Source organism: Cyanobacteria bacterium QS_8_64_29 (genome assembly GCA_003022125.1).
In the GTDB taxonomy this organism is placed as follows: domain Bacteria; phylum Cyanobacteriota; class Cyanobacteriia; order Cyanobacteriales; family Rubidibacteraceae; genus QS-8-64-29.
Genome location: PXQH01000064.1, coordinates 35,453 through 61,451 on the forward strand (window position 1 = coordinate 35,453; position 25,999 = coordinate 61,451).

Genomic DNA, 25,999 nt, shown 5'->3' on the forward strand with positions numbered 1-25,999 from the left:
CGCTCGTACCAGCGCCCGCGGGGCCTGCTAGGGCAGGCTCAATCCGAGCGAGGCTGTAGGGCCGTTTCGATGGTGTAGGCCAAAACGGCGGCTTTGTAGGTCATAAACCCTAAAAATACCGGCAGCACTTGCAGCGAGGGCAGCTGGATCGCCAAGATGATGGCGCCCGCAAATAGGGCGAGCCGGCCCATCCCCAGGCGCTGCTTGCCCCTTCCCAGTCCTTCAACGTCTTTGGCCAAGCGCCGCAAGTAGGCAATGCCAAAGCAGGCGCCCAATAGGTAGTTGAGCGCGATCGCCAGCGAATAAGCCCACCATACCGAGGCGAACGCAATGGCCGTCAGGCCCAGCGAAACGAACAGCAACGTCTGCTGCAGGCGATAGTACTCCTGCATGGAGCCTGCCGAGACGGCGGGTGGCTCGGCAGGGGCTGGTGTTTCTGTTTCTGGGACCCGATGGGCCAATCGTGCGCGCCGGCTTGGGCAGAACTCGAACGCTAGCAACTTGCCGCTTGGCAAGCCAGCCAAATCCTACCACGCATCAGTAACAATACTTAAAACCCCTGGGTGGATATTCGGGCGAGGGGGTGGGGCCCGCTACGGCGCACCGCCATTGCCGGGCGACAGCACGAGCAGGTGGCGCTCGAGCAGCGATCGCACCCCGGCCGCATCGAGCTCGGTCTCGGCCAGCAGATCGGCCACTGTGGCACCGCGCTCGGGATTGGCCTCGCAGGCGCGCAAAAAGGCGTATTCAGCGTCATTCAGGCGCACGAGCTGGTAGTCGCGATCGAACAGGGTCTGGCTGGGCCAGCCCTCCAGGCAGGGATGGCGCTCGGGAACGGCAGCCAGCAACTCGGCCGCATCGGCCCAGTCGCAATCTGGCAGCGGCGGTTGGGCCAAAAAGAACTCGTAGTGGGCAATGTCGGGATCGAGCAGCTCGATCAGGCGGTAGCGCTGGCGTTCGGGCAGGGAACGCCCGCGCTCCAGCAACGCCGAGGCTTGCCCTACCAAGCGCTCTAGCTGCCAAACTCCAGGATTGGAGAACCCGGCAAAGCGCAGCCCGGAGCGATCGATGAGTTCGAACAGGGTCTCGATGGTGTACTCGATCGCTTGGGGATGGAGGTACATATCGGCAAAGCAAGCGTCCCGCTGGTTGTCGAGGGACCAGCGCTCGCGCTCGCGCTGGGCGAGGCGGTTGTCCTCAGGGAGAGTGGCAAACAGCTGGCGCCCGAGCTCGAGGCCTTCGCGGTAGTCTTGCCGGTCGCCTTGCAGCAGCGCGATCGCTTCGCGCGCCAGCCCGATCTCCCAGCGCCCCAACTCGGCATAAACAAAAGCATGCAGCAACCCCCCCGGCGCCAGCTGGGCAGCCAGCGCCTGCAACCCGGCGGCCGGGTCGGGCAGGTGGTGCAGCACGCCCACGCAGTTGATGAAATCGAACGGCCCGGCCAGCTCCGCCGCCCGTCCCAGCGGCAGCGCCTGGAAGGTGGCATTCTCGGCCCCCGAGCGGTGGCAGCGCTGCCGCGCGATCGCCAGCGCCCGCTCGCTGATATCGATGCCTAGGACCTGAGCTTGGGGGTTGAGGTGGGCCAAGTACTCGCTCCCGACCCCAGTCCCGCAGCCGGCATCCAAGATGCGGATGGCTTGCCGTTGGGGCTTGCGGCCGCTGCAGAAGCTGTGGGCGGCAACCCAACTCCAGCGCCAGTTGTAGCCCGGCGGCGGTTCGTCCAGCAGCGGCTCGGGCGGGAAGGGGTAGGCATCGTATAGCTGCTGCACCGCCTGTTGGATGCGGTGCGTGCGGTCCTCGCGAGCGGCGTTGCGATCGGTCATAAACGGCGGCAGCCCGGGTGCCTCCATCATAGGGGCCAGCTCGGCCCGCCCAGTTGTAAACCTGTGTGTCGCGTTCGACACAGTTTGTAACAGAAGCGCGCGCAGCGATCGCAAAAGGATTTAGCCTAGGCAGCGTAGCCGCGCTACGGCCGTCCAAGTGGGGCTTTGGGCGCCAGCCCATCGGCCCCAGACCGTATGCGCCACTGTCGAGCGGGAGAGTCGAGCAACCAGCCCATGAGTGTTAAGGCAAGCGGGGGAAGTTCTGTCGCGCGTCCCCAGTTCTACCGGACCGTCCCGCTAGCGACGGTCGCGCAAGCCGAGCAGCAGGACCGCTACCTCGAGCGCGGGGAACTGCAACAGCTGCAGCGCTACTTCGAATCGGGGAGCCAGCGCCTGGCCATCGCCGAGACCATTACGCGCAACTACGAAGCGATCGTCTCGCGCGCGGCCAATCGCATCTTCACCGGCGGCTCCCCCATGGCCTATCTGGAAAAGCCGCCGCAGGCCGAAGGCGAAACGGCCGAGAGCAGCGCCCGCGAACGCCAGCTCGGGACGGTGACCTACGTCGAGAGCGGCGGCGGCTTTTGGGAAGGGCTGCGCTCGCTGATTGGTGTCGCCGGGAGCAACGAAAGCCCACCCCCGGGCTTTCGGCCCATCAACATCTCGCGCTACGGTGCACAGAACATGCGCAAATCGCTACGCGATTTGGCCTGGATGCTGCGCTATGTCAGCTATGCCATCGTTGCCGGCGATCCCAATATCATCACCGTCAACGTGCGCGGCCTGCGCGAGGTGATCGAGCGGGCTTGCTCCATCGATGCCACCATCGTCGCGCTGCAAGAGATGGAGCAAGCCACGCTGCGCTACTTCCGCAACGACGAGCAGGCACGCGAGACCGTTCGGCAGTACTTCGAGACGATTCTAAACGAGTTCCGGTCGCCTAGCCCCTCAGACAAGATCCGGCAGCGTCCCAGCGACGACCAGCAAGGACTGCAGCTGCCGCAGAGCTATTTCAACGCTGCCGAGCGGCGGCAAAAGTTTGCCATGAAGCCGGGACTCTCCGAACTGGAGAAGCAGGCCACCATCAAAGCCGCCTACCGCCAGATCTTCGAGCGCGACATCCAGCGTGCCTACAGCCAGTCGGTCTCCTATCTGGAGTCCCGGGTCAAAAACGGCGACATCTCCATGAAGGAGTTCGTGCGCCAGCTGGGCAAAACGGCGCTCTACCGGCAGCAGTTTTTCCAGCCCTATATCAACAGTCGCGCCCTGGAGCTGGCCTTCCGGCACTTCCTCGGTCGCGGTCCCAGCTCGCGCGAGGAAGTGCGCGAGTACTTTGCCATCGTCTCGCAAGGGGGATTGCCCGCTCTGGTGGATGCCCTGGTGGACTCTACCGAGTACGCGGACTACTTTAGCGAGGAAACGGTCCCCTACTTGCGCGGCCTGGGCGAGGAAGCCCAAGAGTGCCGCAATTGGGGGATGCAGCAAGATCTGTTTAACTACAGCGCCCCCTTTCGCAAGGTGCCGCAGTTTCTGACCACCTTCGCGCGCTACGACCGGCCGCTACCGGACCAGCATCCCTACGGCTCGGGCAACGATCCGCTCGAGATCCAATTTGGCGCCATCTTCCCGCAAGAGCGCCGCAATCCCAGCAGCAGTCCTGCTCCCTTTGGTAAAGACACGCGCCGCATCCTGATCGGGCGCGGCCCGCCCACCAACAACCAAATCGGCAATCCAGCGGCGCGCGGGCGCTTCCCCAGCTCGCTAGGGCCCAAAGTGTTCCGCTGGACTCAGTCCCCCTACGCCGGGATTGGGGCACGCCGCAACCAAGGCGCCAGTGTCAAGTACAGCGAGAGTTCCTCGCAGGCAGTAATCCTGGCTTGCTACCGGCAGGTGTTCGGGCGCGATGTCTACCAGCGCCAGCGCCAGACGCGCGCCGAAATCAAGTTGGAAAATGGCGAGATTACCCTGCGCGAGTTCGTGCGCACCCTAGCCAAATCCAACTTGTTCCGGGACCTGTACTGGAGCTCGCTCTATGTCACCAAAGCGATCGAATGCATCCACCGGCGCCTGCTGGGCCGCCCCACCTACGGGCGCGCCGACACCAACCGCTACTTCGATATCTGCGCCAAGCAAGGCTTCTATGCCCTAGTCGATACCCTCATCGACAGCAAAGAGTACGAGACGGCCTTTGGCGAGGACACGGTCCCCTACGAGCGCTACATCACCCCGGCAGGATTGCAACTGCGCACCCGGGTGGGCAACCTGCGCCCGGATGATGGCAAGCAAGTCGAGCGGGAAGAGGCGCCGCGTTTCGCCCAGCTCGGTACGGTGGCGCAGCAGCGCAGCGAGCCCGACGTGCGCTTTCGCATCCGCCAGGGCGTCTCCAAAAAGCGCGAGCAGCTACAGCCATTCAAGCTCGAGACCCCAGCCGACAAAGTGGCCGTCAGCAAGGTCATTCGCGCGACCTACCGGCAGGTCTTCGAGCGCGATATCGACCCCTATGTTGTCAGCAACGCCTTTACGGGATTGGAGAGCAAGCTAAGCAACGGCGAAATTACCGTCAAAGCATTCGTCGAGGCGCTGGGCTGCTCCGAGCTCTACATTAAAGAGTTCTACATGCCCTACCCCAATACCCAAGTCATTGAGTTGGGCACCAAGCACTTTCTGGGGCGCGCGCCGCTCAACCAGCGCGAGATCCAGCAATACAATCAAATCCTGGCCGAGCGGGGGGTCCGCGCCTTCGTCCAAACGCTAGTCAACAACATGGAGTACGTCCAAACCTTTGGCGAGTACACGGTGCCCTACCGGCGCTTCCCAACGCTGCCGGCTGGCAATTTTCCCAATACCCAGCGCCTGTACGAAAAGCAGACCAAACAGAATCGCGAGCTGGTGGTCCCCAGCTTTGAGCCGGCCCAGCGGGGCCTCAGCGGCCGCACCATCACCATGAGCTGGGAGGCGGCGGCCGATGGCGCCGGCCAAGCAGCCAGCAGCGACGTTGCTGTTTATACGCGGCCTTAACGCAACTCTGGAACTAGTGGCCTGCAGTGAAGGGGTATGGCGGCTGCCCCCTCTAGGTGCTCTCCCCTAGAGGGGGCATGCTTGCTGGGGCTTGCGTTAGGTGCTGCGAGGGCAGAACTGTAACGGGCGCTCGTCCCCACCAGCAGCCGAATTTGAGCTTTCAGAATGACAAAATGTTAAGCACCCTCAGCGCAGCTAGCTCCAATGGCACAGAATGTTTCGCGGGGAGGCGATCGCGGTTTGGCGCGCTCGCGTAATTTTCAATACACTCCCAGCGCGCAACCACGCAACGATCGCCAGGCGAGTTTGCCGCCCGTTGCAGCCATCCATCAGCCTCGCGCGTTCGCGCATTTGTCCCGTTTGATTTAGGAGGAAGCTTTTAATGAGTATTGTCACCAAGTCGATCGTCAATGCGGATGCTGAGGCTCGCTACCTCAGCCCCGGCGAGCTTGATCGCATCAAAGCATTCGTCGATACCGGGGAGAGCCGACTGCGCATCGCCCAAACGCTAACCCAGTCGCGGGAGCGTATCGTCAAGCAGGCGGGCGACCAGCTGTTTCAAAAGCGGCCCGATATTGTCTCGCCGGGCGGTAATGCCTACGGCGAGGAGATGACGGCGACCTGCTTGCGCGATATGGACTACTACTTGCGCTTGATCACCTACGGCGTGGTCGCCGGCGATGTCACTCCCATCGAGGAGATCGGCCTAGTGGGCGTGCGCGAGATGTACAACTCGCTAGGGACGCCCATTAATGCCGTTGCCGAAAGCGTCCGCTGCATGAAAGACATCGCTTGCTCGATGATGTCGAGCGACGATGCCGCCGAAGCCGGCGCCTATTTTGACTACGTCATCGGGGCAATGCAGTCGTAGGCACTGCTCGCAGCGCCAAACCAACGTACCGACCTTAGGGCAGAGAAGGACACAAAGCCATGCAAGACGCCATCACTTCCGTCATCAACTCCGCTGACGTCCAGGGCAAATATCTGGATGACGATGCCATGGAAAAGCTCAAGAGCTATTTCCAGACCGGCCAGCTGCGGGTCCGAGCCGCCAGCATCATTAGCGCCAATGCGGCCAACATCGTTAAGGAAGCCGTTGCCAAATCGCTACTGTATTCGGACGTTACGCGTCCGGGCGGCAACATGTACACCACGCGCCGCTATGCCGCCTGCATTCGCGATTTGGACTACTACCTGCGCTACGCCACCTACGCCATGCTGGCCGGCGATCCCTCCATTCTGGACGAGCGGGTCCTCAATGGCCTCAAAGAGACCTACAACTCGCTCGGCGTGCCCATCAACGCCACCGTCCAGGCCATTCAGGCCATGAAGGAGGTCACCTCCGGCCTCGTCGGTCCGGAAGCCGGCAAGGAAATGGGCGTGTATTTCGACTACATCTGCTCCGGCTTGAGCTAAGCCGCTCGCGTCGCGAACTCGGGGAGGCCGCCCCCCCTGCGCGGCCTCCCCGAGTTCGGCACCTGCCCGCCAGAGTGGGCCGATTGGGAGGCAATACCATGCGGATGTTTAAAATCACAGCTTGCGTGCCCAGCCAGACGCGCATCCGGACGCAACGCGAGCTGCAAAATACCTACTTCACTAAGCTCGTTCCCTACAACAATTGGTTTAGCGAGCAGCAGCGGATCATGAAAATGGGCGGCAAGATCGTCAAGGTCGAGCTGGCAACGGGCAAGCAGGGCGTTAACGCGGGCCTGTCGTAGTTCGATCGCGGCGGCAATCCTTACCCCATACGCCATTGACCTTCGCCTGGCTGAGGTCGCTTGCGACTTCTTTTTTTATGCTCGGGCAAGTGCTATGACGGGATGTAGGGAACATCGCAGGGGAGCGCAGCCGTGCGTCCCATCCGCCAAACGGTCGTTCCGCTACTGATCCCCGAGCGCAGCAGCTGGGCGCTAGAGGCACGCTTGCTGGGCTGGCTGACCCTGCTGTGGGTCGCGATCGGGGCGGTCGTTTTGTTCTCGGCCTCCTATCCCACCGAGGAGTTGAGCGCCATCCGGCAGCAGCTCGTGGCGATCGCGCTGGGCGGGCTTGGGTTTGGCATCGCCCTGCAGTGGCCGTTGTGCCGATGGCTGCGCCTGGCACCCTGGGCGGTGCTGCTGCTATTGCTGCTGTTGTTCGTGCTGCTGTTGCCCGGCCTCGGACGCGAGGTGGGCGGCGCCTCGCGCTGGCTGGGGCCGCTGCAACCCTCAGAGGCCATCAAGCCCTTTCTGGTGCTGCAAGGGGCTTGCCTGTTCGGCCGATGGCAGCGCTTGCGAGCGGGCGTTCGCATGGGTTGGCTGGCGGTCTTTGTAGGGGCGCTCGTTGCCATCCTGGCCCAGCCCGATCTGAGCACGGCAGCCCTGTGCGGGCTGGTGTTGTGGTCGCTGGCGCTGGTTGCGGGGCTGCCGGCGCGCTTTTTGGGCGGTGCGGCCCTCGCCAGCGCAGCCGTGGCGCTAGTCAGCCTCTGGCGCAATCCCTACCAGCAAGAGCGCATGTTGGGGTTCCTGCAGCCTTGGCAACAGCCCCAAGGCGATAATTACCAGCTCGTGCAGAGCTTGCTGGCAGTGGGCTCGGGCGGAACGTGGGGAACGGGCCTGGGGCTCTCCCAACAAAAGCTATCCTATCTGCCCATCCAAAGCACGGACTTTATCTTTGCCGTTTTTGCCGAGGAGTGCGGACTGGCCGGAACGCTGCTGCTGCTGCTGCTGCTGCTGAGCTATGCCGGGTTGGGGTTGCACGTTGCAGCCAAGGCGCGCTCGCCGGTCGTGGCGCTAGTGGCTGTGGGCGCCACGCTGTTTTTAGTGGGCCAAGCCCTGATCAACATGGGCGTGGCGCTGGGAGTGCTGCCCACCACCGGCTTGCCGTTTCCGTTCGTCAGCCATGGCAGCAATGCCATGGTGGCGAGCTTGGTCCTGGCTGGGCTGCTGGTGCGCGCCGCTCGTGAGGGGAGCGAGGCCCATGTCGTTCCCCTGGCGCGGTCCCGGCGCTCGAGCGGGGCCGCCTCGCTGTCGGAACGGGGACACTAGCGCTTATAATCGGATCGCGACGGAAGGCCTCGTGCTGAGGCCCCTGCTGCAAGCGCGCGCCGCCATGCCATCTCCCAGCGAATTTGCCCCTTTTGCCCAGTGGGCCGGCATCCTGACTACCGTTGCGGCCGTGCTGGCCGCGTTGGGCTTTGTCGGGCGTTGGGGCATCCGCTTCCGCCTGGTGGGCATCACCGGCTTTATGGGCGTGCTAGCAGTGGGCCTGTTTGGCCTCAGCCTGGGCGTGTTTAACTACACCCAAGTTCCGGGCGCCGTCAACTTTACGCTGGCCTACGACGACGGCGCCAATCGCGCCGTGATTGTCCTGCCATCTGAGGTGGACGAGTCGGAGGTTGAAGCAACCCTGCGCAAGGCAGCCGCCGATCTGTTTTCCTACGGCCGCCTGGGTCGCGGCGGCGACGATCACCTGATAGTGCGCGCTCGAACGGTCATCCATCCCCAACCCGACCTCTCGGAACCGCTGTATTTGGGGCGGGCCGCGCGATCGCTGAGCGAGCGCGAGGGCACCAGCACCCAAGTTGAGGTCTTTGCCCAACCGCTCGCCCGCCTTGCCGACTACCGCACGGGCGAGGCTGCACCGTAACTGCCATCCGGCCATGTCCGAACGAGCCCCTGCTGCTGACAGCACGGTGGCGGCAGCGCCGCTGCTGGTCGCGCCGGCGCAAGTCTTGCGCGGCGAGGGCGCGCTCGCCCGAGCGGGGGAGGCGATTGCGCCGCTGGGCCAGCGGCCGCTGGTGGTGGCTGGCGAAACTGCACTCGCCGCCGCCTCGCCGGCCCTGCCCGAGAGCCTGCAGCAGCAGGGCCTGGCGTGGCAGCAGGCCGACTACCGCCCTGATAGCTCCCAGACCTCGCTGGCCGCCCTGCAGCAACGCGCCAGCCAGCACGGCGCCGATTGCATTGTCGGGGTGGGCGGGGGCAAGGCGCTCGATGCTGCCAAGCTGCTGGCCCAACGCCGCCAGCTGCCGGTGGTAACTGTCCCCACCTCGGCGGCGACCTGTGCCGCCTGGACAGCGCTGGCCAATGTCTACACCGACCGGGGCGCGTTTCGCTACGACGTGCCGCTCGAGCGCTGCCCCAATGGGGTAGTGCTGGACTACGCCGCCATCCGCACGGCGCCGCAGCGGACGCTGGTCGCCGGCATTGGTGACGCGCTGGCCAAGTGGTACGAAGCCTCAGTCAGCGGTGGCGAGGCCACCGACACGCTAACGGTGGCAGCCGTGCAGCAAGCGCGCGTCCTGCGCGACATTCTGCTGCAAAAAGCGAGCGCTGCCCTGGAGGCCCCTGGCAGCCAGGCTTGGCAGGATACCGTCGATGCCACGGTCCTGCTGGCGGGGGCCGTTGGCGGCTTGGGCGGTGCCCGCTGCCGGACAGTGGCGGCGCACGCGGTACACAATGGCCTAACCCACCTGCCGGCGGCACGCGGCTCCCTACACGGGGAAAAGGTGGCGTACGGCATTCTGGTGCAGCTGCGGCTGGAGGAAACCGTTCGCAGCGACGGACTGGCAGCTTCGGCGCGGCAGCAGCTGCTGCCGTTTTACGGCGACATGGGCCTGCCCTGCTCGCTGGAGGAGCTGGGCCTAGCCCAAGTGCCGCTGCGGGAGCTGCGCCGTGCTGCCGCGATCGCCTGCCGGCCGGACTCCAGCCTGCACGAGCTCCCGTTTGCCGTTACCCCAGAGCAGCTAACGGCTGCCATGGTCTCCACGGCCCCCACCGAGGAATGCGACGCGCCGGCCTCGCTGCCCGAGTTTGGGGTTGCGCCTTAAGCCGCTCGGGGACCGCTACGGGCACGACTCCAGCAGCAAGTAGTACAGCGACCCCGGCCAATCGATGGCCCCAGCCCGCTTGCGAGCGCGCTCGCCGGTTCCCATAAACAGATCGGCGCGGCCGGGTCCCTGGATGGCGCTGCCCGTGTCCTGATCCAGGACGTAGCGGTGTTCGGTGGGTTTGGTAAGTTTGCCCGCCTCGCCCACGTAGGGAATCTGGGTGCGGATCAGCGCCGGCGCGCCGGGCGGCATGAGCGAGCGATCGGTGGCAATGGAGCGTCCCGCCGTGACGGGAACGCCCAAACTTCCGCGCGGTCGAGCGCTCTCCCGCTCGCGGAAAAAGACGTATTTCTGGTTGCGCGGCAAGTACTCGCTCAGTTGCTCGGGATGCTGGCGAAAGTGGGCCAGGACCCGCTGCAGCGATAAGTTCTCGCGCGAGAACTTGCCATCGCGGACCAACTCCATACCAATGCTGGTGTAGGGCCGATCAGTTTTGCCAGCAAAGCCCACGGCCAGGGTACTGCCATCGCGCAACTGCAGCTGGGCCGAGCCTTGCACCTGGACCAAAAAGGCATCGAGGCGATCGCGCAGCCACACCAACTCGTTGCCGGCAATGGGGCTGTCGGTCCCCAGGCCGTCCCGGCCGACCAGCTCCGCCCGCGTGGGGTGGGGCTTGTCCCAGTTCTCGAAATCAGGCGGGAGGCGGTAGAGCGGGTAGCGAAATTCGGCTGTGCGGGTGCGGCTGGCTGGATAGATGGGCTGGTAGTAGCCGGTAAACTCGACCCGACCTTTGCCGTCAGTACCGGCCGCCCGGTAGAGGGCAAACTCGCGCGCGATCACCGCTTGTAGGGCTTGCGAGCTCTCGGCCTGGCGGACCAGCGCTTGCAGGCGCTGCAGCGAACGGCGGACCAGATCGCGGCTGATGCCGGCGATGGGATAGTCCTGGGCTGCCTTCGAGGTCTCGATATAGCTTAAGCTGTGGCTGATGGCCTGCAGCAGCGGCTGGCGATCGCGCCACAGTTGCGGATCGCGGCCCAGGATCTCGCGCTCGCGCTCCGCCGGGACCGGCTGCAGCGGTTGGGTGGGGGCTGCCATCGCGCTGCCGGCGATCGCGAGCATCCCCACGCCCAGCGATAGCAGCGCGCGTTGGGCGATGGTGCTAGCTAGCTTGCTCATGGTTAATAGCGCTCGACGCTGCCAGCAAACAACGGTTCCACGCGAATGGCGATTACGCTAGCCGGCCGCACGACCATGTACTCGCCCTGGCGTTCGCGGATGGGCACGTTGATAAAGCCCTGGGAGCTGGCGTTGGGTTTGAGTTCTTTGGCATACCACTGCTGGAAGGCTTGCAGGCTGTCGAAGCGGATCTCTTCGCGATCACCGCTGCTCAGGAACAGGTGAACGGCGTACTCATCGGGCGTCCCGGCCATAGACCTCCCCTGCGCAAAGCGGCTCGAGCCTAACATGCCCCCCGAGCGCAACGGCGGGACGGGCGGCTGCAGGGGTCAGTGCTGCTCGGCATAGCGCACGGCAATGGTGTAGGAGGGGCGCTGCTTGGGATCGCGCTTGGTTTTGACCAGCCGAAACTCGTGATCGCAGTAGAGGTGCTCGAATTGGGGGGTGGCTTGGGAAGCCCCTTGCAGCTGCTTGGTGGCCTTTTGGGTCAGTTTTTTGGGCAGCGGCAACCGGAACCGGGCAGCTCCGGCCGTCGGCTGGGTCGCTTGGGGGCGCGCGACGCGATCGAACCAGCGCTGGGCCCGCTCCCCAGTCAGTGGGGCTGTCCCCAACCGCAGCGACTGCTGGATGCCCACGTTTTGGATCGCCCAACTCCCCTGTTGCGTGTCGTATTGCTGCACCAGCATGAGGTCGTAGGCCAGCAGCATCGCCGGCAGCCGCCGCAAAAGCGGCAGTTCATTGCCCGGCGCGTAGCGGGCAATGTTGGCGTAGCGCCCATCCGGGCGAAAGATTTGGTAGGACTGCTGGCGTTGTCGGCCCGGCAGGATGTCCTGAAACGGGATCGTGGACCACACTGGTTGCCAGATGCCAACGGCAAGGGCGGCTTGATCGGCCGGCTGCGGGTAGGGATTGCGCCGGCTCAGCTCCTGGAACCACGGCATGAGCTCGCGCTGGGCGAACTTGACCTTGGCGGCTACCGGCTCGCTGTCCCGATGGCGGGTGAGCTCGAGCAGCCGCGCTTTGAGCGCGTCCGTGCTCTGCCGGTCCAATCGCTCGGCGGCAACGGTGGGGGCGTCTCCCACAAGCGACCCTCCTTGCATCGGGGGCGGGCGTGTGTCTAAAGCCTAGCAGCGCGAGGGCCGCCCTCGCGGCTTGCCCGCTGCCCGGGGCGGTTTGACCCAGCGCGAGTGCGGGCCTATAGTGGTCGCCCAGCAGCGATCGCGCGCGGCCCATGCCAGAGTTTTTGCCGGTGGCGTACTTTCGCGAGCAGTTCGTACCCTTTGACGAGGCCAAGCTCTCCATTGCCACGCACGCGCTGCACTACGGCACGGGGGCCTTTGGCGGGCTGCGCGGCATCCCCGATCCCCAGGATCCGCAGCGCATTCTGCTCTTTCGCCTGGAGCGGCACTGCCAGCGCCTGAGCAACAGCGCCCGGTTGCTGCACTACGCGCTCTCCGCCGAGCGCATCCAGGACATCCTGGTGCGCTTCGTGCAGCAAAACCAGCCCAGCGCCCCCTTCTACATCCGCCCGTTTGTCTACACCTCCGATTTGGGCATCTCGCCGCGCCTCCACAACGTGGAAAAGGATTTTTTTGTCTACGGCCTGGCGCTGGGCGATTACCTGCCCACCGAGGGCGTGCGCTGCCGCATCAGCTCCTGGCACCGGCAAGAGGACCGCAGCCTGCCGCTGCGCGGCAAAATCAGCGGCGCCTACATTGCTTCCTCGTTGGCCAAAACCGAGGCGGTCGAGTCGGGCTTTGACGAGGCCATCCTGCTCAACGCCCAGGGCAAAGTCAGCGAAGCCTCGGGGATGAACGTCTTTCTGGTGCGGGAGGGGCAGCTGCTGACCCCGGATTTCGACCAGGACATTCTGGAGGGCATTACCCGCAATAGCATCCTGCACCTGGCGCGAGATGCCGGCATTCCGGTGCGCGAGCGCGCCATCGACAAATCCGAGCTGTTTGTGGCCGACGAGCTATTCCTAAGCGGTACGGCCGCCCGCATTACCCCCGTCAAGAGCGTGGAAAACTATCCGCTGCCCGAGCGCAACCCGCTCACCGAGCAGCTGCGCCAAAAGCTCCAGGCCGTGATGGAAAACCGCGACGCTGCGTACCGCGATTGGGTGCATGCGGTGCCGCTAGAGGCGGACCGCTAGCGCCCTAATCCGCGCGCTCCAGCGGCGCCACGCGCGGGTCGAGGATCTTTTTGCCCTGGCCCGGGAATTTGACCGCCAGGGTGGTTTTGGCCCCCGAGCCCAGGACGTGGGTGATTTCGCCGCGGCCGAATTTGGGGTGGTAGATGCGATCGCCAACGTCCCAGACCTGGGCATCGTTGCGGCGCGAGGTGGCAGCGGCAATGCGATCGCGGTGCGGGCGCGGCGCGGCAACCGGCTCAGTATGGTCGGCCAGCAGCTCCTCGGGCAGCTCTTGCAAAAACTGCGACGGCACCGCCGGCTCGCGCGATCCCCAAAGCCGGCGCTCTTGGGCGTGGGTCAGGCACAGCTGCTCCTGGGCGCGCGTGAGCCCCACGTAGCAGAGGCGGCGCTCTTCCTCCAGCGCTGCCGGGTCGTCGAGAGTGCGCGCGTGGGGGAACAGCCCCTGCTCCAGCCCCACCAAAAACACGATCGGGAACTCCAACCCCTTGGCCGCGTGCAGCGTCATCAGCGACACGGCCCGCTGCTGGGCCAAATTGTCCAGATCCGAGGCCAGCGCGGCGTTGGCCAAAAAGGCCTCCAGGCTGCCATCGCCGCTTTCCTCGGCGAACTGGACCATGGCGCTGGATAGCTCTTTAATATTTTCCAGGCGGTTGGCTGCCTCGTCGGTCCCCTGCTTTTGCAGCTCGGCGACGTAGCCCGATTCGTTGGCGATCCCCTGCAGGATCTGGGTCGCGGACTGGGCTTGCAGCTGGGCTTGCCAGCGCGCGATCAGCGCGGCGAAGCGCTGCACGGCCTTGGCCGAGCGGCCGGCCACTGTATCGGTGGCGGTTTTGTCTTTGAGGATCTCCCACAGCGGCACGTCCAGCTCCTGGGCCGCGCCCACCAAGCCATCCACTGTGGTCTGGCCGATGCCGCGCCGGGGCGTGTTGATGATGCGCAGCAGGCCGATCGTATCGGCCGGGTTGACCAGCACGCGCAGGTAGGCCAGCAGGTCTTTGATCTCTTTGCGGTCGTAGAATTTGAGCCCGCCAATGATGGTGTAGGGGATGTCGTTGCGCAGCGCTTCCTCCAGCGCGCGCGATTGCGCGTTGGTGCGGTAGAGCACGGCAAAGTCGCCCCAATCCAGCTCAGGGTAGCGCTGCACCCACGCCAGGATGCGATCGCGCACGAAGCGGGCCTCGGCGAGCTCGTTATCCCCCCGGTAGCAGTCGATGCGCTCGCCCGGCTCGCGCGTGGGGCGCAGGGCTTTGTCGATGCGCTCGGTGTTGTGCGCGATCAAGCCATTGGCCAGCTGCAGGATGTGGGCGCGGGAGCGGTAATTTTGCTCCAGCTTGACCATGGTGCGGGTGTCTTGGTCCGGCAGCCCGTCGCCAAAGTCCTGTTGGAAATCCAGCAGGATGGTGAAATCGGCCATGCGGAACGAGTAGATGGATTGATCAGCATCGCCCACGGCAAACAGGGAGCGATCGCGCCAGTCCCACGCGCACCGATCAGGCTCGCCGTTGGTGGCGAGCTGGGAGATGAGCTGGTACTGAATGCGGTTGGTGTCTTGATACTCGTCGACTAGGATGTGGCGGAATTGCCGGTGCCAGTAGCCCAGCACGGATTCGTTCTGCTGGAACAGGCGCGCCGGCACCAAGATGAGGTCGTCGAAATCCAGGGCGTTGTTGGCCGCAAGCTGCGCCTGGTAGGCGCTGTAGACCTCGGCGATGGTCCGCCCCCGGTAGTTGGCTTGCTCCCGCTCCAGCTCGTGAGGAGAGAGGCCGCGGTTTTTGGCGTTGCCAATGGCGTAGCGGACGCTGCGCGGGTTGAACTGCTTCTCGTCCAGGTTGAGTTCCTTGGTAACGATGCTTTTGACTAGGCCCTGGGCGTCCGATTCGTCGTAGATGGTGAAGTTGCGGCGCCACTGCCGGTCGCGCTCGTCGCGGTACTTGTCGATGTCAAAGCGCAGCAGCCGCGCGAACAGGCTGTGGAAGGTGCCGATCCAGAGCGGCTTGGTATAAGTTTTGTACGCGCGCGACTGCAGCCGCGTTTGCTCGCCCTCGGACAGGCTCTCCAGCGGCTGACCGTGCGCTTGCTGGGCTAGGTATTGGGCAAAGATGCCCTCGATGCGCCCTTTCATCTCCCGCGCCGCCTTGTTGGTAAAGGTGACCGCCAGGATGGTCTCGGGCTGGACCTGGTGGGCCAGGATCAGGTGCGCGATGCGATAGGTCAGCGCCCGCGTTTTGCCCGATCCAGCCCCGGCAACGACCAGCAGGGGGCCGCAGTAGTGCTCGACCGCAAGGCGCTGGGCCGGGTTGAGCTGGTGGAGAAAATCCAGAGCGGTTGCCATGGGAGCGCGGGCGGTCGCCGGCAGTTCGACTCAAGCTTATCGCTGCCGCAGCGGGCCCAACCAGCAAAAGCCGGCTGCCGCTGCATTAAAATACCTTACTGAATGGGATGCACGCGGCGTTTGCCAGGGGGAGACATGGTCGTTTGGGCGAGTTCCCACCAAACCGCTACGGCGCCGGCCCTGCCGGCCCAGCAGCGCGCGACCGAGCGCCAGCCCTATCCCAACTGCAAAGTGATCGTGCTCGATGACGACGTCAACACCTTCCAGCACGTCGCCAACTGCCTGCAGAAATACATTCCCGGCATGACCGGCGATCGCGCCTGGGAGCTGACCGAGCAAGTCCACTACGAAGGCCAGGCGATCGTCTGGGTGGGGCCCAAAGAGGCGGCCGAGCTCTACCACCAACAGCTTCGCCGCGAAGGCCTGACCATGGCGCCGCTGGAGGAAGCTTGATCCCATGGGGGAGGGCGGCCGCATTGTCTGGAACCACTCCACGCACCTGTCGGAGTTAGTCCCCGTGCTCAAGCGGCTGGCGGCTTGCGAGGGAGTGCGGACCGTAACCCCGGGCGAGCTCGGCTGCGCCAAAGGGCACCGCCCCAAGCTGCAGCTAAAGGTCTCGGTCCCCATCCACGGCGGTTTCAAGGCGATCGCGCGCAACGGCAAAAGCGTTCAGGAAGTTTTTATCGTAACCGAGCTGAGCCGCGAGGGCTTGCAAGCGGCGATCGCGCGCGCGATCGCGCGTTAGCGATGCGAGTCGGCCGGCTGGCGCAGCGCCGCCACCACTTCCCCCAACCCCACCGAGTGGGAGGCCTTGAGCAAAACCCGATCACCAGGCTGGAGCAGCCCTTGCAGGCGCTCGAGCAGTGATTGCCGGTCCGGCCAGCATTCGGTGGCAACGCCGCCCGCGGCTGCTGCCAAGTTGCGCGCCTCGGCTCCGTCGGCCAGCACCAGCAGCGCGTCCAGTCCCAGCTCGCTAGCGGCCTCGCCCACGCGCGCGTGCAGCTGAGGCCCCCGCTCGCCCAGCTCCGCCATGCGCCCCAGCACGGCAATGCGGCGCTGCCCAGGGGTGTCCCGCAGCAGCTGCAGGGCCGCCACCATGGACTCCACCCCGGCGTTGTAGGTCTCATCGAGCAGGATGATATCGCCGGGGAGCTGGTAGCGCTGCGCTCGCCCGCCGGGCAAATCCACGGATAGGCCCGCTGCCAGCGGCTGCCAGTCCAACCCCAAACCGCGCAGGACGGCCAGCGCAGCCAAATAATTGCGGGCATTGTGGCGCCCCGGCAGCGGTAGCGGAAACTGCCGGCCGTCCACCGCGATCGCCTCGTCGCCCGCAACCAGGGTGCCGCAGACATCGCCGCCTTCCAGGCCGTAGGTGAGCGTCGGGCCCTGCCACACCCGGGCAGCGGTCGCCATCAGGCGAGCATTGTCCTGATTGAGAACGGCCAAGCCTTGCTGCGGCGACAGCTGCGCCAGCAGCTCGCATTTAGCCTCGGCAATGGCGGCCTCAGAGCCCAAGCGCCCGATGTGCGCGGTGCCCACGTTGATGATGGTGCCAACCGTGGGGCGCGCGATCCGCGCCAGCTGCGCAATTTCGCCGCGCCCGCGCATCGCCATCTCGATGACCGCGAACTCGTGGTGCTTGTCTAGGGCTAGCAGCGTTTTGGGGACCCCAATTTCGTTGTTGTCATTGCCAGCGGTTTTGAGCACGGTGCCGTGCTGGGCCAGCGCTGCGACCAGCAGCTCTTTGGTGGTGGTTTTGCCCACCGAGCCGGTAATGCCGATGACGGGGATGGCAAAGCGATCGCGCCACCAGCGGGCGAGCGTCTGATAGGCCGCGAGCGTATTGCCCACGCAAAACTGCGGCAGCTCCACTGAGACAGGCCGCGCGACGACGGCCGCTACAGCACCGCGCTGCGCCGCTTGGGCGAGAAAGGCGTGCCCGTCGAAGCGCTGGCCGGTCAGTGCGATAAAGAGCTCGCCCCCGCGCAGCTGGCGGGTATCGGTGGTGACGCCGGTAGCGATCGCATCGGGATCGAAGCGCTCGGGCGCGGTCCCCAGGATGGCGCTGAGCTGTTGCAGCGAGAGCTGGCAGGCCATGGGCTGGGCCTAGGCGTCGGCAACAGGACCATTGTAGCGGCTCATGGCGGGCTCCAAGCCCCGCTCGAGCGCGAGCTCCACCAGCGCCACCGTTCGATCGAGGACTTGGCGCATGCGCGGGATTTCCTGGGGCGAGAAGCGCCCCAGGACGTAGGCCACGCTGTCTTGCCCGGGGCTGGGGGAACCGATGCCCAAGCGCAGGCGCGGGAACTGTTGCGTGCCCAAATGGGCGATCGCCGATTTCATGCCGTTGTGGCTGCCCGCCGAGCCGGCCGGGCGCAGCCGCAGGTGCCCCACGGACAAATCCATGTCGTCGTAGATGGGCAAAACGGTCTGCGGTGCCAGCTTGTACCAATCCAGGGCCGCGCGTATGGCTTCGCCGGAGCGGTTCATGTAGGTGTGCGGCTTGAGCAAGCGCAACTTGCACTCGCCCAGCGGTAGCTCGGTCCACTCACCTTTGAAGCGGCGGCTGTGGCGCCACTGGGCTTGCCAGGCGCGCGCGAGCGCATCGGCAGCCTCAAAGCCAATGTTGTGGCGCGTTCGCGCGTACCGGGGGCCGGGATTGCCCAACCCGACAATGAGCTGGATGGGACCTTCAGCTGGCATCAGGCCGCTGGAGCTGCCGCAGGCGCTTGCAAGTAGTGCGAAACCGTGTGCGCCCGCTCGAAGCCGCGGCGGATGCAATCGCCCAGCGAGACCCCATCGAGGTAGTTGCTGCACAGAAACAGCCCCGGCAGCTCGGCTAGCTCGGCTTCGAGGGCTTGCATTTGGGCCTGGTGGCCGATGGCGTACTGCGGAATGGCGCGGTGCCAGAGCCGCACGGCCAGCACCTTGGGTGCCACGTAGCGCGCCAGCAGGACCTGGCGCAAATCGGCGTGGACGGCTTGCACGATGCGATCTTCATCCAGGCGAGCGATTTCAGGGTCAGTGGCGCCCCCAATAAAGCTAGTCAGGATTTCCCAACCAGCCGGCGCGCGGCCGGCAAACAGCGCCGACGACCAAATCGTGCCCAGGGTGCGAATGCCTTGACCGCGCGGGTTGAGGTTGCCAAAGCCGCGCAGGGCCCCGCCCAACGCCTGCTGCGGGTAGGCCAGCACCACGCTAGCCACCGGCGGGTAGGGAATGGCAGCCAGCCGCTGGCTGGCGCGGGCGTGCAGCGGGCGCAATAGCTCGGCGCTGGTATAGGCTGGGGTGGTGAGCACCACCGCACGCGCCTCAACCTGCTGCGGCCCCTGGGGCGTTTGGAAGGTGGCCAAATAGCTGTCGCGCTCGGTGCGCTGCAGCTGCGATAGCGCCCAGTTGCAGCGCAGGGCATCCCCCAAGCGCTCGGCAATGGCGTTGGGAAGCGCCTGCAAGCCCGTGCGGAACGAGCCCAGCTCCCCACTTTGGGTTTGGGGGAGCTGCGTCTGGCTGGTAGCCGGGCGTTGCGGGGCCGCCTGCCGCCCCAGAAGCGCTCCGGGGAGCAGGCCGCCGCCGCGATCGGCGAGCTGCGTGACGCGCCGGAAGGCGGCCTGGGCGCTCAACTGGCGGACGTCGCCGGCGTAAACGCCCGAGACGAACGGGGCGACCAAACGCTCGGTAACCTCGCGCCCCAGATGGCGTTGGAAAAACTGCGCGACCGTTTCCTCGCCGCCTTGCTGCGATACCGCCTCGCCCACCGCCGGGGGGACAAATCCCAGCGCCCCGGCCAGCGCTCGCAGCTTGCCGCTAGGGCTCAGCAGCTGCGTTTTGAGCGCGGCCGAAGGGCGCATGGGCACCGGCTGCAGTCGCCCCCGCCAGTAGATGTAGCGCGGCAGCTGTCGGTCGGCCAGCACGAGCTCCTCGCGCAGGCCAGCATCGACGGCAAGCTCAAGCAGCTCTCGCGCCGGCGAGAAGCTGTTGGGCCCTTCCTCCCACAAAAACTCGCCAGTGCTGCTGGTGGTAATGTTGCCCCCAACCTGGGGTTGGCGCTCGGCCACGAGCAGCGAGTGCTGCTGCTGCTGCAGGGTGCGCCCCAAGCTCAAACCGCTGATGCCAGCGCCCACGACTAACGCATCCAGCACGGGCGTTCCTCCGGGTGCCGTCTAGGGCAATCGTAAGCCATTGCCGCCGGCCCAAGCTCAGTTGCCCTCGCGAAACAGCGCTTCCAAATAGGTCTCGGCGCAGGCCCGGTAGTTCTCGGCCGTTTGGCCGGCTTGGCGGTTGCCATTCTGGAGCAGAAACAGCGACAGCGCGGCAGCAAAAACGCGGTTTTGATCCCAGTTGGGCTGGGCCTCCAAATAGTTTTGGAGCGAGTGGTACAGGTCCTCCGGAATTTCGGCCAGGATGCTGACAGTGGTACTCATGATGACCTTGGTTGCCTCAGTCGCGCTTGCCTCGGCACCCCGCACGCGGGATAGCGCCGTGACGCGTCCGCTCGGCAAAAGCCAATATGCCCCCGTGCCGGGCGATCTGCCAGCCGGTGCGCTCGCGCTCAGACGAGCGGGTTGCCAATGGGTCGAACTATTCTCATCCGCGACGGGGTGGGGTTGTCAATGCTTAAAAATTTTAAGCTTGGGGCGCGATTGAGGTGCGTCCAACGGCGTCATGGGGGTTGAGCCCGCATTTTTGTTACGTATCTTAATTAAAACTCCGTACCTAGGGGCACTGAGGCGCCAGTGCGGCGATCGCAGCCTCGGCCGGGCAGCAGCGCCGCTCAGTACAGCCGCATCGCCGTTGGGGGCAGGCCCGATCCGAGCGGGCGGAAGGCTGCCCTGGTGCGGTTGAACCCCAACGCCTGCAGCGTCCAGCCAAACGCTAAGAATTGCGAACGCGGCGCGCGCCGGGTGCGTGCGAGCTCGATCGTTTGCGGGATTGCGCGGTTGACAGTGCCAGTCTTGGGGCAGTTACTGGAATCTGGGATGCTGCTCGGCCCGTCTCGCCATGCCCCGGTTGGCCTACTTCGATTGCCCCAGCGGCATTGCCGGCGACATGTGCCTGGGGGCGCTCGTCGATGCGGGCGTGCCCCTGGGGTATCTGAACGCGCAGTTGCGCCAGCTCAATCTGGCAGCGGCGCCGCAACTGCGAGCCGAAACGACGCATGCCCGCGGGCAGGCCGCCACCCAGGTTACGGTCGCTGTCGGCAAGGCGGAAACGCACGAACGGGATTGGGCTGCAATCGCGGCCCTTTTGCAAGCAGCACCATTGCCCGAGCGAGCCGCACGCTGGAGCCAGCAAGCGTTCCGAGCGCTCGCCCAAGCCGAGGGGGCCGTTCACGGTGTGGCCCCCGAGCGCGTCACGTTCCATGAAGCAGGCGCAGCCGATGCGATCGCCGATGTTGTCGGTACGTGCTTGGGCCTAGATTGGTTGGGCATCGAGCAGATTGCCTGCTCGGCGCTCCCCACCGGTGGCGGCACCGTCCGCGCCGCGCACGGCGAGCTGCCTGTTCCGGTGCCGGCTGTAGCGCACTTGTGGGCCGCGTACCGCGTCCCGGTCTATAGCAACGGCATCGCGCAGGAGCTGGTCACCCCCACCGGGGCTGCCCTTGCCGTCGCGCTCGCCGAGCGCTTTGGTCCCTTACCGGCCATGACACCCTGGCAGGTGGGCCTGGGCGCCGGTTCCCGCGAGCTAGCCATCCCTAACCTCTTGCGGCTCTGGTTGGGCGATGCCGCATCCCGGGGCAGCGCAGCCCAAGAGCCCATCGCCGTACTCGAGACGCAGCTGGATGACCTTAGCCCGCAGGCGATCGCTTACACCACCGAGGCCCTGTTTGGCACCGGGGCAGCGGATGTGTTTACCCAGGCCATCGGCATGAAAAAAAGCCGCAACGGCATCCTGCTCACGGTGGTGTGCCCGCCCGAGCGGGCTGCGGACTGCGAGGCCGTGCTGTTCCGCGAGACAACCACCTTGGGCGTGCGGCACAGCCAGCAGGTGCGCACTGCGCTACCGCGCGCGATCCGGCGCGTGGAGACGCCGCTGGGGCCAGTGCGCGTCAAGGTTGCCTTCCGCAGCGATGCCGCCTCACAGGCGCCGCTGGGCATCCAGCCCGAGTACGAAGACTGCGCCCAACTGGCCCGCACCCACGACTGCCCTTGGCACGTCGTGCACCAGATGGCGATTGAGGCATGGAAGGTGCAGCAAACCAGCTAGCCGAAGCTAGCCCTGCTCGGCCTCGACCCCCTGGTCGGCTTCCTCAGCCTCAGCATCCTCGGGCTCGGCTGCCATGCCGTCAGCCATTTCCTCGGGGGCCCCTTCAGCCTCGGCTTCGCCACTGTCGGCCATGCCGGCTTCGGCACCGTTAGCCTCAGCCTCCTCGGGAGAAGCTGCCGGTTCGCCGCCCTCATCGGCTGCATCGCCTTCGGCCTGGGCGGTTTCGCCGCCTTCAGCCGGGGCGGCTTGTTCTTCTTCAAACTGGGCTGCTTCGCCTTCCTCGGGCGCTGCCGCTTCTTCAGGTTCTTCCGCTCCGTCTGCCGCTTCAGCCGGCTCGGCCGGCGCTTCCGGCTCGGCAGCTTCTCCTTCATCTTGCGGGGCCGGTTCGGATTCGACTGCCTCCTGCTCCGATAGCTCCTGCGGGACTTGCTCGGGGGCCTCTTCAACTTCGGGAGCTGTAGCCTCGGGGTCTGTTGCCTCAACACCGCCACCGCAGGCGGTCGTTACCAGTAACAAAGCAGCGCTGCAGGCCAGCGCTAGGGCTTGTCGGACTCGCGCGAACCACGCCATCATCATCTGCCTCCGCGATCGCCTATGGGGGATTGAATTAGGGATGCCCGGCCCCAGGGCCGAGCCAGAAACCGCTAGCAGCGGGCGCAACCCCGACCGCGGCCGGCCGCGATCGGGGCGGTAAACTAGCTAGCCCCTAGAGTTCGCTAGCCGCCACCCGACTCACCGGAACCGGTGGAACCGCCACCTTCCATGTCGCCAGAGCCGGTGCCTTCACCTTCCATGCTCTCTTCTTCTTGCATTTCGCCATTGCCGGTTCCAGCACCGCCGTCGGTACCGCCACCAGGACCACCCTGCTGGCAGGCAGCGCCCAGCGTCAGGATGGCACCTGCTAGCAGCACCAGGGACAGTTGGCGCAGGCGCAGTGCGTTCAGCAATTTCGTCACAGTGAATGCTCCTTAGTTTTCGTTCGTGCCTCAAAGCGAGCAGCTGCAAGCGCAAGCTTGCTGGCTCCTCACTCGAGTCCCCAAAAGCCTAGTGGGATGGGCTCACTACCGTCAAGAGCCCGCTAGGGATTTTGCTCGGGCTGCCAGTTTTCTTTCACGACCTGGCGCGCCCGGGCAACGACGAGCGCTTGATGGGGCACGTCGTCGGTTACTACAGAGCCAGCTCCGACGGTGACGCCATCGCCCAGCGCCACAGGCGCCACCAGCACGCTGTTAGCCCCTGTTTTGGTGCTATCGCCAATGTGGCTGGCGTGCTTTTGCCGGCCATCGTAGTTGGCCACAATCGTGCCGGCACCAACGTTGACGGCTCGGCCCAGCGTGGCATCGCCCAAATAACTCAAATGGGCGACGTTGGCATTGGCTCCCACCTGGGTGTTTTTGATCTCGACAAAGTTACCCACCCGGCACCCGGCGGCTAGCTGGGTTCGGCCGCGCACGTGGGCGTAAGGGCCGATTTGAGCGCCTTCGGCGATTGTGCTGTCGCGGATGGTGGAATGCCAAACCGTGGCGCCCTCCCCAATGTGGCTGTTGTCGATCCAGGTGCCCGGGCCGATGCGGCTGCCGGCACCAATGGCGCAGTGGCCGCGCAGGTGCGTCTGGGGCTCGAGGACGACATCAGGCTGGAGCCGGACGGTCTCATCGATGGTGATGCTGGCGGGATCCACCATGGTGACGCCGGCTGCCATCCACGCCTGCTTGATGCGCGCCTGCAGGCTGTCGTTGGCGGCTGCGAGCTGGGCGCGATCATTGATGCCAGCGATCTCGTCGGGATCGCTGGCATCGACGGCCATTACGGGCTGGAGAAAGTCGATGGCCTCGGTCAGGTAGTACTCTTGCTTGGCGTTGTCGGCCGAGAGTTTCGGCAGCACTGGGGCGAGCTGCCGCCAGCTAAAGCAGTAGATACCAGCGTTGATGCGATCGGTGGCTTTTTGCTCGGGCGTGCAGTCTTTATCTTCAACGATCGCGCGCACGATCCCGCCCTCGTCGCAGAAAACGCGGCCGTAGCCGCTGGGATCGGGTAAGCGTACGGTTAGGAGCGTTGCGGCGTTTTGCTGGCGCTGGTGCACCTGCAGCAGCCGCTGTAGCGTCTCGGGCCGCAGCAGCGGTACGTCGCCGTTGAGCACCAGCAAGTCGCCGTCGAAATCGGTTAAGTGCGGCTCGAGCTGCCGGAGGGCGTGGCCGGTCCCCAGCTGCTGCGCCTGCTCGACGAACTCAACACCCTCCCAGGCCTGCAGCGCCTGCCGGACGCGATCGGCACCGTAGCCTACGATCGCAAAGCATCGCTCCGGCTGGAGCGGTTCGCAGCTATCCAGCACGCGCTCGACCATCGAGCGCCCGCTCAGCGAGTGCAAAACTTTCGGGTGCTCAGATCGCATGCGCGTGCCGCGCCCGGCTGCCAAAACGGCTACCGCTACCATGGCTTCGACTCAAATCCTGCCAATTCCGAAGCGAGTATACCGCTTCAGGCAGGTGCCGGCAACGCCCGGCAGCTCAGGTCTCCTCGCGGTGCAAGACAAATACCTTGGAGGTCTCGGGCTGCAGCTCGAGGGACACCGTGCCCTGGCGGATGGGAGTCTGGTCCCCCGTTGCTACGTTCTGGCAGGTGGCAATGCCCTCGCCCGCGAGCGGCAGCTCAAACCGGCCGCCATGGGTGGAGTAGGCGTAGAGGATCGAATCCCTGCTGGGCAATTCCTCGGGCGCCGACTGCGGCTCGCGCACCATGAAAATGTCCTCGTTAGCCCGGGCGCGCTCGGGGAATAAAAAGCGCGTCTCGCCGTAGCGCAGGACCGGATGCTGCTGGCGCAGCTGGGCCATCCGGCGCGTGGTTCGGTGGAGCTTGGCGCTCCAGCCCGGCGAGCCCGGCCAGATCATTATGGGGCGGTTGAAGGGATCGCCGCCCATCCCGAACAATCCCTCGTGATCGGGGTGGTAGGGCACGGCCAGGGCAGTTTCGGCGCCGTACATGATCATGGGAACCCCGCGCGCGGCAAACAAGAACTCGATGGCGCTGGCGTAGGCGCGCTCGCTCATGTGGGGGTATTTGGTCTTGAGCCGCGGCTCGTCGTGGTTTTCTAGAAACGTCACCCAGCCGCGGGCTTCGCGATTGGGGATGCGATCGAGCGAGCGTCGCGGCACATCCAGGGTGCGCGCCGGATCGAGCAGCCAGTGGAAAAAGCGCTGCAGGGCGCTTTCGTTGTAGCGCTGGCCCTGGCGCCCCAGGGTGACCTCGCGCAGCATGAAGGTGCGGCCATCCCAGTGGCGCTCGCCGGCAAAAAAGCGGCGCGCTGCCAAGCTCAAGTCAAAGTCGAACTGGGTGTAGTGCTCGGTCTCGGCGATCCAGTCGATGCTGGCGGGCTCGCGGTAGCCGCCGCCAAAGAACTCGCCGATGAGCACCGCCGAGGGATCGATCGCCAGCACCCGCTGCTCCAAGGTGCGCCAAAAATCGGCGTTGACGTGCTTGACCGCATCCAAGCGGAAACCGGCCACTTGCTCGCCGCCCTCATTAAAGGTCAGCCAAAACTCGACTGCATCCAGCAGGTACTGCGCCACGGCCGGCTTGTCGTGGTCGAGATCGGGCAAGCCGCCCGGCAGCCATCCTTTTTGGATGTTTTCTTTGTCGGGGCGGCTGGTGTCGATGGGCTGGAAGGGATGGAACCAGTCCTGGGGATCGGCGGTTTGGGTGGCCGGGTCCCAGTACTGGGCCACCCGCTCGCCGTGGCGGTAAACGCTGCCGTTATCGGCAAACCAAAACCCGATCGAGTCGGGTTCAAAAGCCGGTGGCGTGCGGAACTCGGGATAGGGCGAGGTGTGGTTGAGCGTCAGATCCAGGATGACGCCAATGCCGCGCCGACCGGCTTCATCGAGCAGGCGGCGCAGCACGTCAAAGCGATCACGGCCGTGGGTGTTGCGAAAGTGCTCGTCGATCTCGAACCAGTCTTTAGTCCAGTAGCCGTGGAACGGGGCTGAGGCGTGCGCGTAGAGCCCGTCGGCTTGGTCCAGATCGCTTTGCGCGTCCTGGTGCAGGTAGTGACTGGATTGCGGGTAGTAAATCAGGCCGTTGGCATTGTCTTGGATGGGCGAGAGCACGATCTTGGTCACGCCCAAATCTTGGAGGTAATCGAGCTTGCGGATGACGCCTTCCAAATCGCCGCCCCAGTACAGCCCCATGTAGCGATGGCTGGGATCGTAGGTCTGGCGCAGCAGCAGCCGATTGAGCCGGTTGTACTGCCGCGTTGACTCATCCAGCTCCGGCGAGAGCGGAAAGGCCGACTCGGGCAGGTTGTTGGCGGAATTGGCGTCGAAAAAGCGATCGACGATGATGTAGTAGAGGACGTCGTTTTCCAGGTTGCCCTTGGTGCGCGGGCTGGCAGCTGCCTGGGCGCGTGCGGGGTCGCCCCCGAGCAGCCCCCCCAAGCCGATCGCGCTCAACAGCAAAATTGCGACAAGGGCGCAGTGCAGGCAGCGGGGCAT

General features: G+C 65.3%; 25 protein-coding genes. 11 read left to right on the forward strand and 14 right to left on the reverse strand.

Annotated features, from left to right (window positions below; translation table 11 throughout):
• Positions 1–38: 38 nt before the first annotated feature.
• Together BRC58_10480 and BRC58_10485 are read right to left on the reverse strand one after the other, a co-directional pair.
• Positions 39–392, reverse strand: coding sequence for an ATP synthase subunit I (locus BRC58_10480; GenBank protein PSP15991.1), 354 nt, complete (start codon positions 390–392; stop codon positions 39–41).
• Between the two features lie 201 nt (positions 393–593).
• Positions 594–1,823 carry an SAM-dependent methyltransferase gene (locus tag BRC58_10485; GenBank protein PSP16034.1) on the reverse strand — a complete coding sequence of 410 codons (1,230 nt, stop codon included), beginning with the start codon at positions 1,821–1,823 and terminating at the stop codon, positions 594–596.
• A gap of 234 nt (positions 1,824–2,057) precedes the next feature.
• On the opposite strand from BRC58_10485, the gene BRC58_10490 reads away from it, so the two are divergent.
• The 7 genes from BRC58_10490 (at position 2,058) to BRC58_10520 (ending at position 9,645) form a co-directional block, all read left to right on the forward strand.
• Positions 2,058–4,841, forward strand: coding sequence for a photosystem I reaction center subunit X (locus BRC58_10490; GenBank protein ID PSP15992.1), 2,784 nt, complete (start codon positions 2,058–2,060; stop codon positions 4,839–4,841).
• 382 nt (positions 4,842–5,223) lie between these two features.
• Positions 5,224–5,712 (forward strand): allophycocyanin, encoded by a 489-nt coding sequence (locus BRC58_10495; protein PSP15993.1) that lies wholly within the window; start codon positions 5,224–5,226, stop codon positions 5,710–5,712.
• A 59-nt stretch (positions 5,713–5,771) separates the two neighbouring features.
• A complete protein-coding gene (gene apcB / locus BRC58_10500) occupies positions 5,772–6,257 on the forward strand; it encodes an allophycocyanin subunit beta (GenBank protein ID PSP15994.1) in 486 nt (161 codons plus the stop codon).
• A 98-nt stretch (positions 6,258–6,355) separates the two neighbouring features.
• On the forward strand, positions 6,356–6,559 hold the full coding sequence (locus BRC58_10505; protein PSP15995.1) for a photosystem I reaction center subunit XII: 204 nt from the start codon (positions 6,356–6,358) through the stop codon (positions 6,557–6,559).
• Between the two features lie 141 nt (positions 6,560–6,700).
• Positions 6,701–7,864: a cell division protein FtsW gene (locus tag BRC58_10510; protein ID PSP16035.1), complete on the forward strand. Its 1,164-nt coding sequence runs from the start codon at positions 6,701–6,703 to the stop codon at positions 7,862–7,864.
• 64 nt (positions 7,865–7,928) lie between these two features.
• Positions 7,929–8,465 carry a hypothetical protein gene (locus BRC58_10515; GenBank protein PSP15996.1) on the forward strand — a complete coding sequence of 179 codons (537 nt, stop codon included), beginning with the start codon at positions 7,929–7,931 and terminating at the stop codon, positions 8,463–8,465.
• A 13-nt stretch (positions 8,466–8,478) separates the two neighbouring features.
• Positions 8,479–9,645 carry an oxidoreductase gene (locus BRC58_10520; GenBank protein PSP15997.1) on the forward strand — a complete coding sequence of 389 codons (1,167 nt, stop codon included), beginning with the start codon at positions 8,479–8,481 and terminating at the stop codon, positions 9,643–9,645.
• A 15-nt stretch (positions 9,646–9,660) separates the two neighbouring features.
• Here BRC58_10520 and BRC58_10525 read toward each other — a convergent pair whose 3' ends face one another.
• The 3 genes from BRC58_10525 to BRC58_10535 all read right to left on the reverse strand — a co-directional run bounded on the left by BRC58_10525 (position 9,661) and on the right by BRC58_10535 (position 11,921).
• A complete protein-coding gene (locus BRC58_10525; protein PSP16036.1) occupies positions 9,661–10,764 on the reverse strand; it encodes a murein transglycosylase in 1,104 nt (367 codons plus the stop codon).
• Positions 10,765–10,823: 59 nt separating this feature from the next.
• A complete protein-coding gene (locus BRC58_10530) occupies positions 10,824–11,075 on the reverse strand; it encodes a hypothetical protein (protein PSP15998.1) in 252 nt (83 codons plus the stop codon).
• Between the two features lie 75 nt (positions 11,076–11,150).
• On the reverse strand, positions 11,151–11,921 hold the full coding sequence (locus BRC58_10535) for a hypothetical protein (GenBank protein PSP15999.1): 771 nt from the start codon (positions 11,919–11,921) through the stop codon (positions 11,151–11,153).
• Positions 11,922–12,052: 131 nt separating this feature from the next.
• Here BRC58_10535 and BRC58_10540 point away from each other — a divergent pair, with 131 nt between their 5' ends.
• Entirely contained in the window at positions 12,053–12,976 is a 924-nt protein-coding gene (locus BRC58_10540) for a branched chain amino acid aminotransferase (GenBank protein PSP16000.1), read from the forward strand.
• A gap of 4 nt (positions 12,977–12,980) precedes the next feature.
• Here the strand turns inward: BRC58_10540 and pcrA are convergent, their stop codons facing one another.
• Positions 12,981–15,308: a DNA helicase PcrA gene (gene pcrA / locus BRC58_10545; protein ID PSP16001.1), complete on the reverse strand. Its 2,328-nt coding sequence runs from the start codon at positions 15,306–15,308 to the stop codon at positions 12,981–12,983.
• A 135-nt stretch (positions 15,309–15,443) separates the two neighbouring features.
• Between pcrA and BRC58_10550 the strand changes: the two genes are divergently transcribed.
• Both BRC58_10550 and BRC58_10555 read left to right on the forward strand, forming a co-directional pair.
• Entirely contained in the window at positions 15,444–15,761 is a 318-nt protein-coding gene (locus tag BRC58_10550) for a Clp protease ClpS (protein PSP16002.1), read from the forward strand.
• 4 nt (positions 15,762–15,765) lie between these two features.
• Entirely contained in the window at positions 15,766–16,053 is a 288-nt protein-coding gene (locus BRC58_10555) for a metal-binding protein (GenBank protein PSP16003.1), read from the forward strand.
• Here the strand turns inward: BRC58_10555 and BRC58_10560 are convergent.
• Genes BRC58_10560 through BRC58_10575 form a run of 4 tightly spaced genes read right to left on the reverse strand, consistent with a single transcriptional unit; the run spans position 16,050 to position 19,729 of the window.
• The gene (locus tag BRC58_10560; protein PSP16004.1) at positions 16,050–17,405 is read right to left on the reverse strand and encodes a UDP-N-acetylmuramoyl-tripeptide--D-alanyl-D-alanine ligase; all 1,356 of its coding nucleotides are present in this window, start codon (positions 17,403–17,405) and stop codon (positions 16,050–16,052) included. The two genes, BRC58_10555 and BRC58_10560, sit on opposite strands and share 4 nt — an antisense overlap.
• A 9-nt stretch (positions 17,406–17,414) precedes the next feature.
• Entirely contained in the window at positions 17,415–18,011 is a 597-nt protein-coding gene (locus BRC58_10565; GenBank protein ID PSP16005.1) for an aminoacyl-tRNA hydrolase, read from the reverse strand.
• The gene (gene hemG / locus BRC58_10570) at positions 18,011–19,447 is read right to left on the reverse strand and encodes a protoporphyrinogen oxidase (GenBank protein PSP16006.1); all 1,437 of its coding nucleotides are present in this window, start codon (positions 19,445–19,447) and stop codon (positions 18,011–18,013) included. The genes BRC58_10565 and hemG overlap by 1 nt, the downstream gene beginning before the upstream one ends.
• Before the next feature lie 57 nt (positions 19,448–19,504).
• Positions 19,505–19,729, reverse strand: a complete 225-nt coding sequence (locus BRC58_10575) for a hypothetical protein (protein PSP16007.1) — start codon at positions 19,727–19,729, stop codon at positions 19,505–19,507.
• Positions 19,730–20,306: 577 nt separating this feature from the next.
• Between BRC58_10575 and BRC58_10580 the strand changes: the two genes are divergently transcribed.
• Complete coding sequence (locus BRC58_10580) at positions 20,307–21,512, forward strand: nickel pincer cofactor biosynthesis protein LarC (GenBank protein PSP16008.1); 1,206 nt, start codon at positions 20,307–20,309, stop codon at positions 21,510–21,512.
• A gap of 6 nt (positions 21,513–21,518) precedes the next feature.
• On the opposite strand, the gene BRC58_10585 is transcribed toward BRC58_10580, so the two are convergent.
• From BRC58_10585 to BRC58_10600, 4 genes are all read right to left on the reverse strand, one after another.
• Positions 21,519–22,085, reverse strand: coding sequence for a hypothetical protein (locus tag BRC58_10585; protein ID PSP16009.1), 567 nt, complete (start codon positions 22,083–22,085; stop codon positions 21,519–21,521).
• Between the two features lie 143 nt (positions 22,086–22,228).
• On the reverse strand, positions 22,229–22,459 hold the full coding sequence (locus BRC58_10590) for a hypothetical protein (protein ID PSP16010.1): 231 nt from the start codon (positions 22,457–22,459) through the stop codon (positions 22,229–22,231).
• Between the two features lie 131 nt (positions 22,460–22,590).
• On the reverse strand, positions 22,591–23,946 hold the full coding sequence (glmU, locus tag BRC58_10595; protein PSP16011.1) for a UDP-N-acetylglucosamine diphosphorylase/glucosamine-1-phosphate N-acetyltransferase: 1,356 nt from the start codon (positions 23,944–23,946) through the stop codon (positions 22,591–22,593).
• Positions 23,947–24,019: 73 nt separating this feature from the next.
• Positions 24,020–25,999, reverse strand: coding sequence for a cyclomaltodextrin glucanotransferase (locus BRC58_10600; GenBank protein PSP16012.1), 1,980 nt, complete (start codon positions 25,997–25,999; stop codon positions 24,020–24,022).

What these genes read in the sequence shown, in the direction of transcription:
- pcrA (PSP16001.1), bottom strand. Translation starts at nt 15,308, where the DNA reads ATGGCAACCGCTCTGGATTTTCTCCACCAGCTCAACCCGGCCCAGCGC.
- BRC58_10520 (PSP15997.1), top strand. Translation starts at nt 8,479, where the DNA reads ATGTCCGAACGAGCCCCTGCTGCTGACAGCACGGTGGCGGCAGCGCCG.
- BRC58_10505 (PSP15995.1), top strand. Translation starts at nt 6,356, where the DNA reads ATGCGGATGTTTAAAATCACAGCTTGCGTGCCCAGCCAGACGCGCATC.
- BRC58_10565 (PSP16005.1), bottom strand. Translation starts at nt 18,011, where the DNA reads ATGCCAGCTGAAGGTCCCATCCAGCTCATTGTCGGGTTGGGCAATCCC.
- BRC58_10540 (PSP16000.1), top strand. Translation starts at nt 12,053, where the DNA reads ATGCCAGAGTTTTTGCCGGTGGCGTACTTTCGCGAGCAGTTCGTACCC.
- BRC58_10555 (PSP16003.1), top strand. Translation starts at nt 15,766, where the DNA reads ATGGGGGAGGGCGGCCGCATTGTCTGGAACCACTCCACGCACCTGTCG.
- BRC58_10575 (PSP16007.1), bottom strand. Translation starts at nt 19,729, where the DNA reads ATGAGTACCACTGTCAGCATCCTGGCCGAAATTCCGGAGGACCTGTAC.
- BRC58_10600 (PSP16012.1), bottom strand. Translation starts at nt 25,999, where the DNA reads ATGCCCCGCTGCCTGCACTGCGCCCTTGTCGCAATTTTGCTGTTGAGC.
- BRC58_10485 (PSP16034.1), bottom strand. Translation starts at nt 1,823, where the DNA reads ATGACCGATCGCAACGCCGCTCGCGAGGACCGCACGCACCGCATCCAA.
- BRC58_10560 (PSP16004.1), bottom strand. Translation starts at nt 17,405, where the DNA reads ATGGCCTGCCAGCTCTCGCTGCAACAGCTCAGCGCCATCCTGGGGACC.
- BRC58_10550 (PSP16002.1), top strand. Translation starts at nt 15,444, where the DNA reads ATGGTCGTTTGGGCGAGTTCCCACCAAACCGCTACGGCGCCGGCCCTG.
- BRC58_10480 (PSP15991.1), bottom strand. Translation starts at nt 392, where the DNA reads ATGCAGGAGTACTATCGCCTGCAGCAGACGTTGCTGTTCGTTTCGCTG.
- apcB (PSP15994.1), top strand. Translation starts at nt 5,772, where the DNA reads ATGCAAGACGCCATCACTTCCGTCATCAACTCCGCTGACGTCCAGGGC.
- BRC58_10530 (PSP15998.1), bottom strand. Translation starts at nt 11,075, where the DNA reads ATGGCCGGGACGCCCGATGAGTACGCCGTTCACCTGTTCCTGAGCAGC.
- BRC58_10490 (PSP15992.1), top strand. Translation starts at nt 2,058, where the DNA reads ATGAGTGTTAAGGCAAGCGGGGGAAGTTCTGTCGCGCGTCCCCAGTTC.
- BRC58_10580 (PSP16008.1), top strand. Translation starts at nt 20,307, where the DNA reads ATGCCCCGGTTGGCCTACTTCGATTGCCCCAGCGGCATTGCCGGCGAC.
- BRC58_10585 (PSP16009.1), bottom strand. Translation starts at nt 22,085, where the DNA reads ATGATGGCGTGGTTCGCGCGAGTCCGACAAGCCCTAGCGCTGGCCTGC.
- BRC58_10495 (PSP15993.1), top strand. Translation starts at nt 5,224, where the DNA reads ATGAGTATTGTCACCAAGTCGATCGTCAATGCGGATGCTGAGGCTCGC.
- BRC58_10535 (PSP15999.1), bottom strand. Translation starts at nt 11,921, where the DNA reads ATGCAAGGAGGGTCGCTTGTGGGAGACGCCCCCACCGTTGCCGCCGAG.
- BRC58_10525 (PSP16036.1), bottom strand. Translation starts at nt 10,764, where the DNA reads ATGCTCGCGATCGCCGGCAGCGCGATGGCAGCCCCCACCCAACCGCTG.
- BRC58_10515 (PSP15996.1), top strand. Translation starts at nt 7,929, where the DNA reads ATGCCATCTCCCAGCGAATTTGCCCCTTTTGCCCAGTGGGCCGGCATC.
- glmU (PSP16011.1), bottom strand. Translation starts at nt 23,946, where the DNA reads ATGGTAGCGGTAGCCGTTTTGGCAGCCGGGCGCGGCACGCGCATGCGA.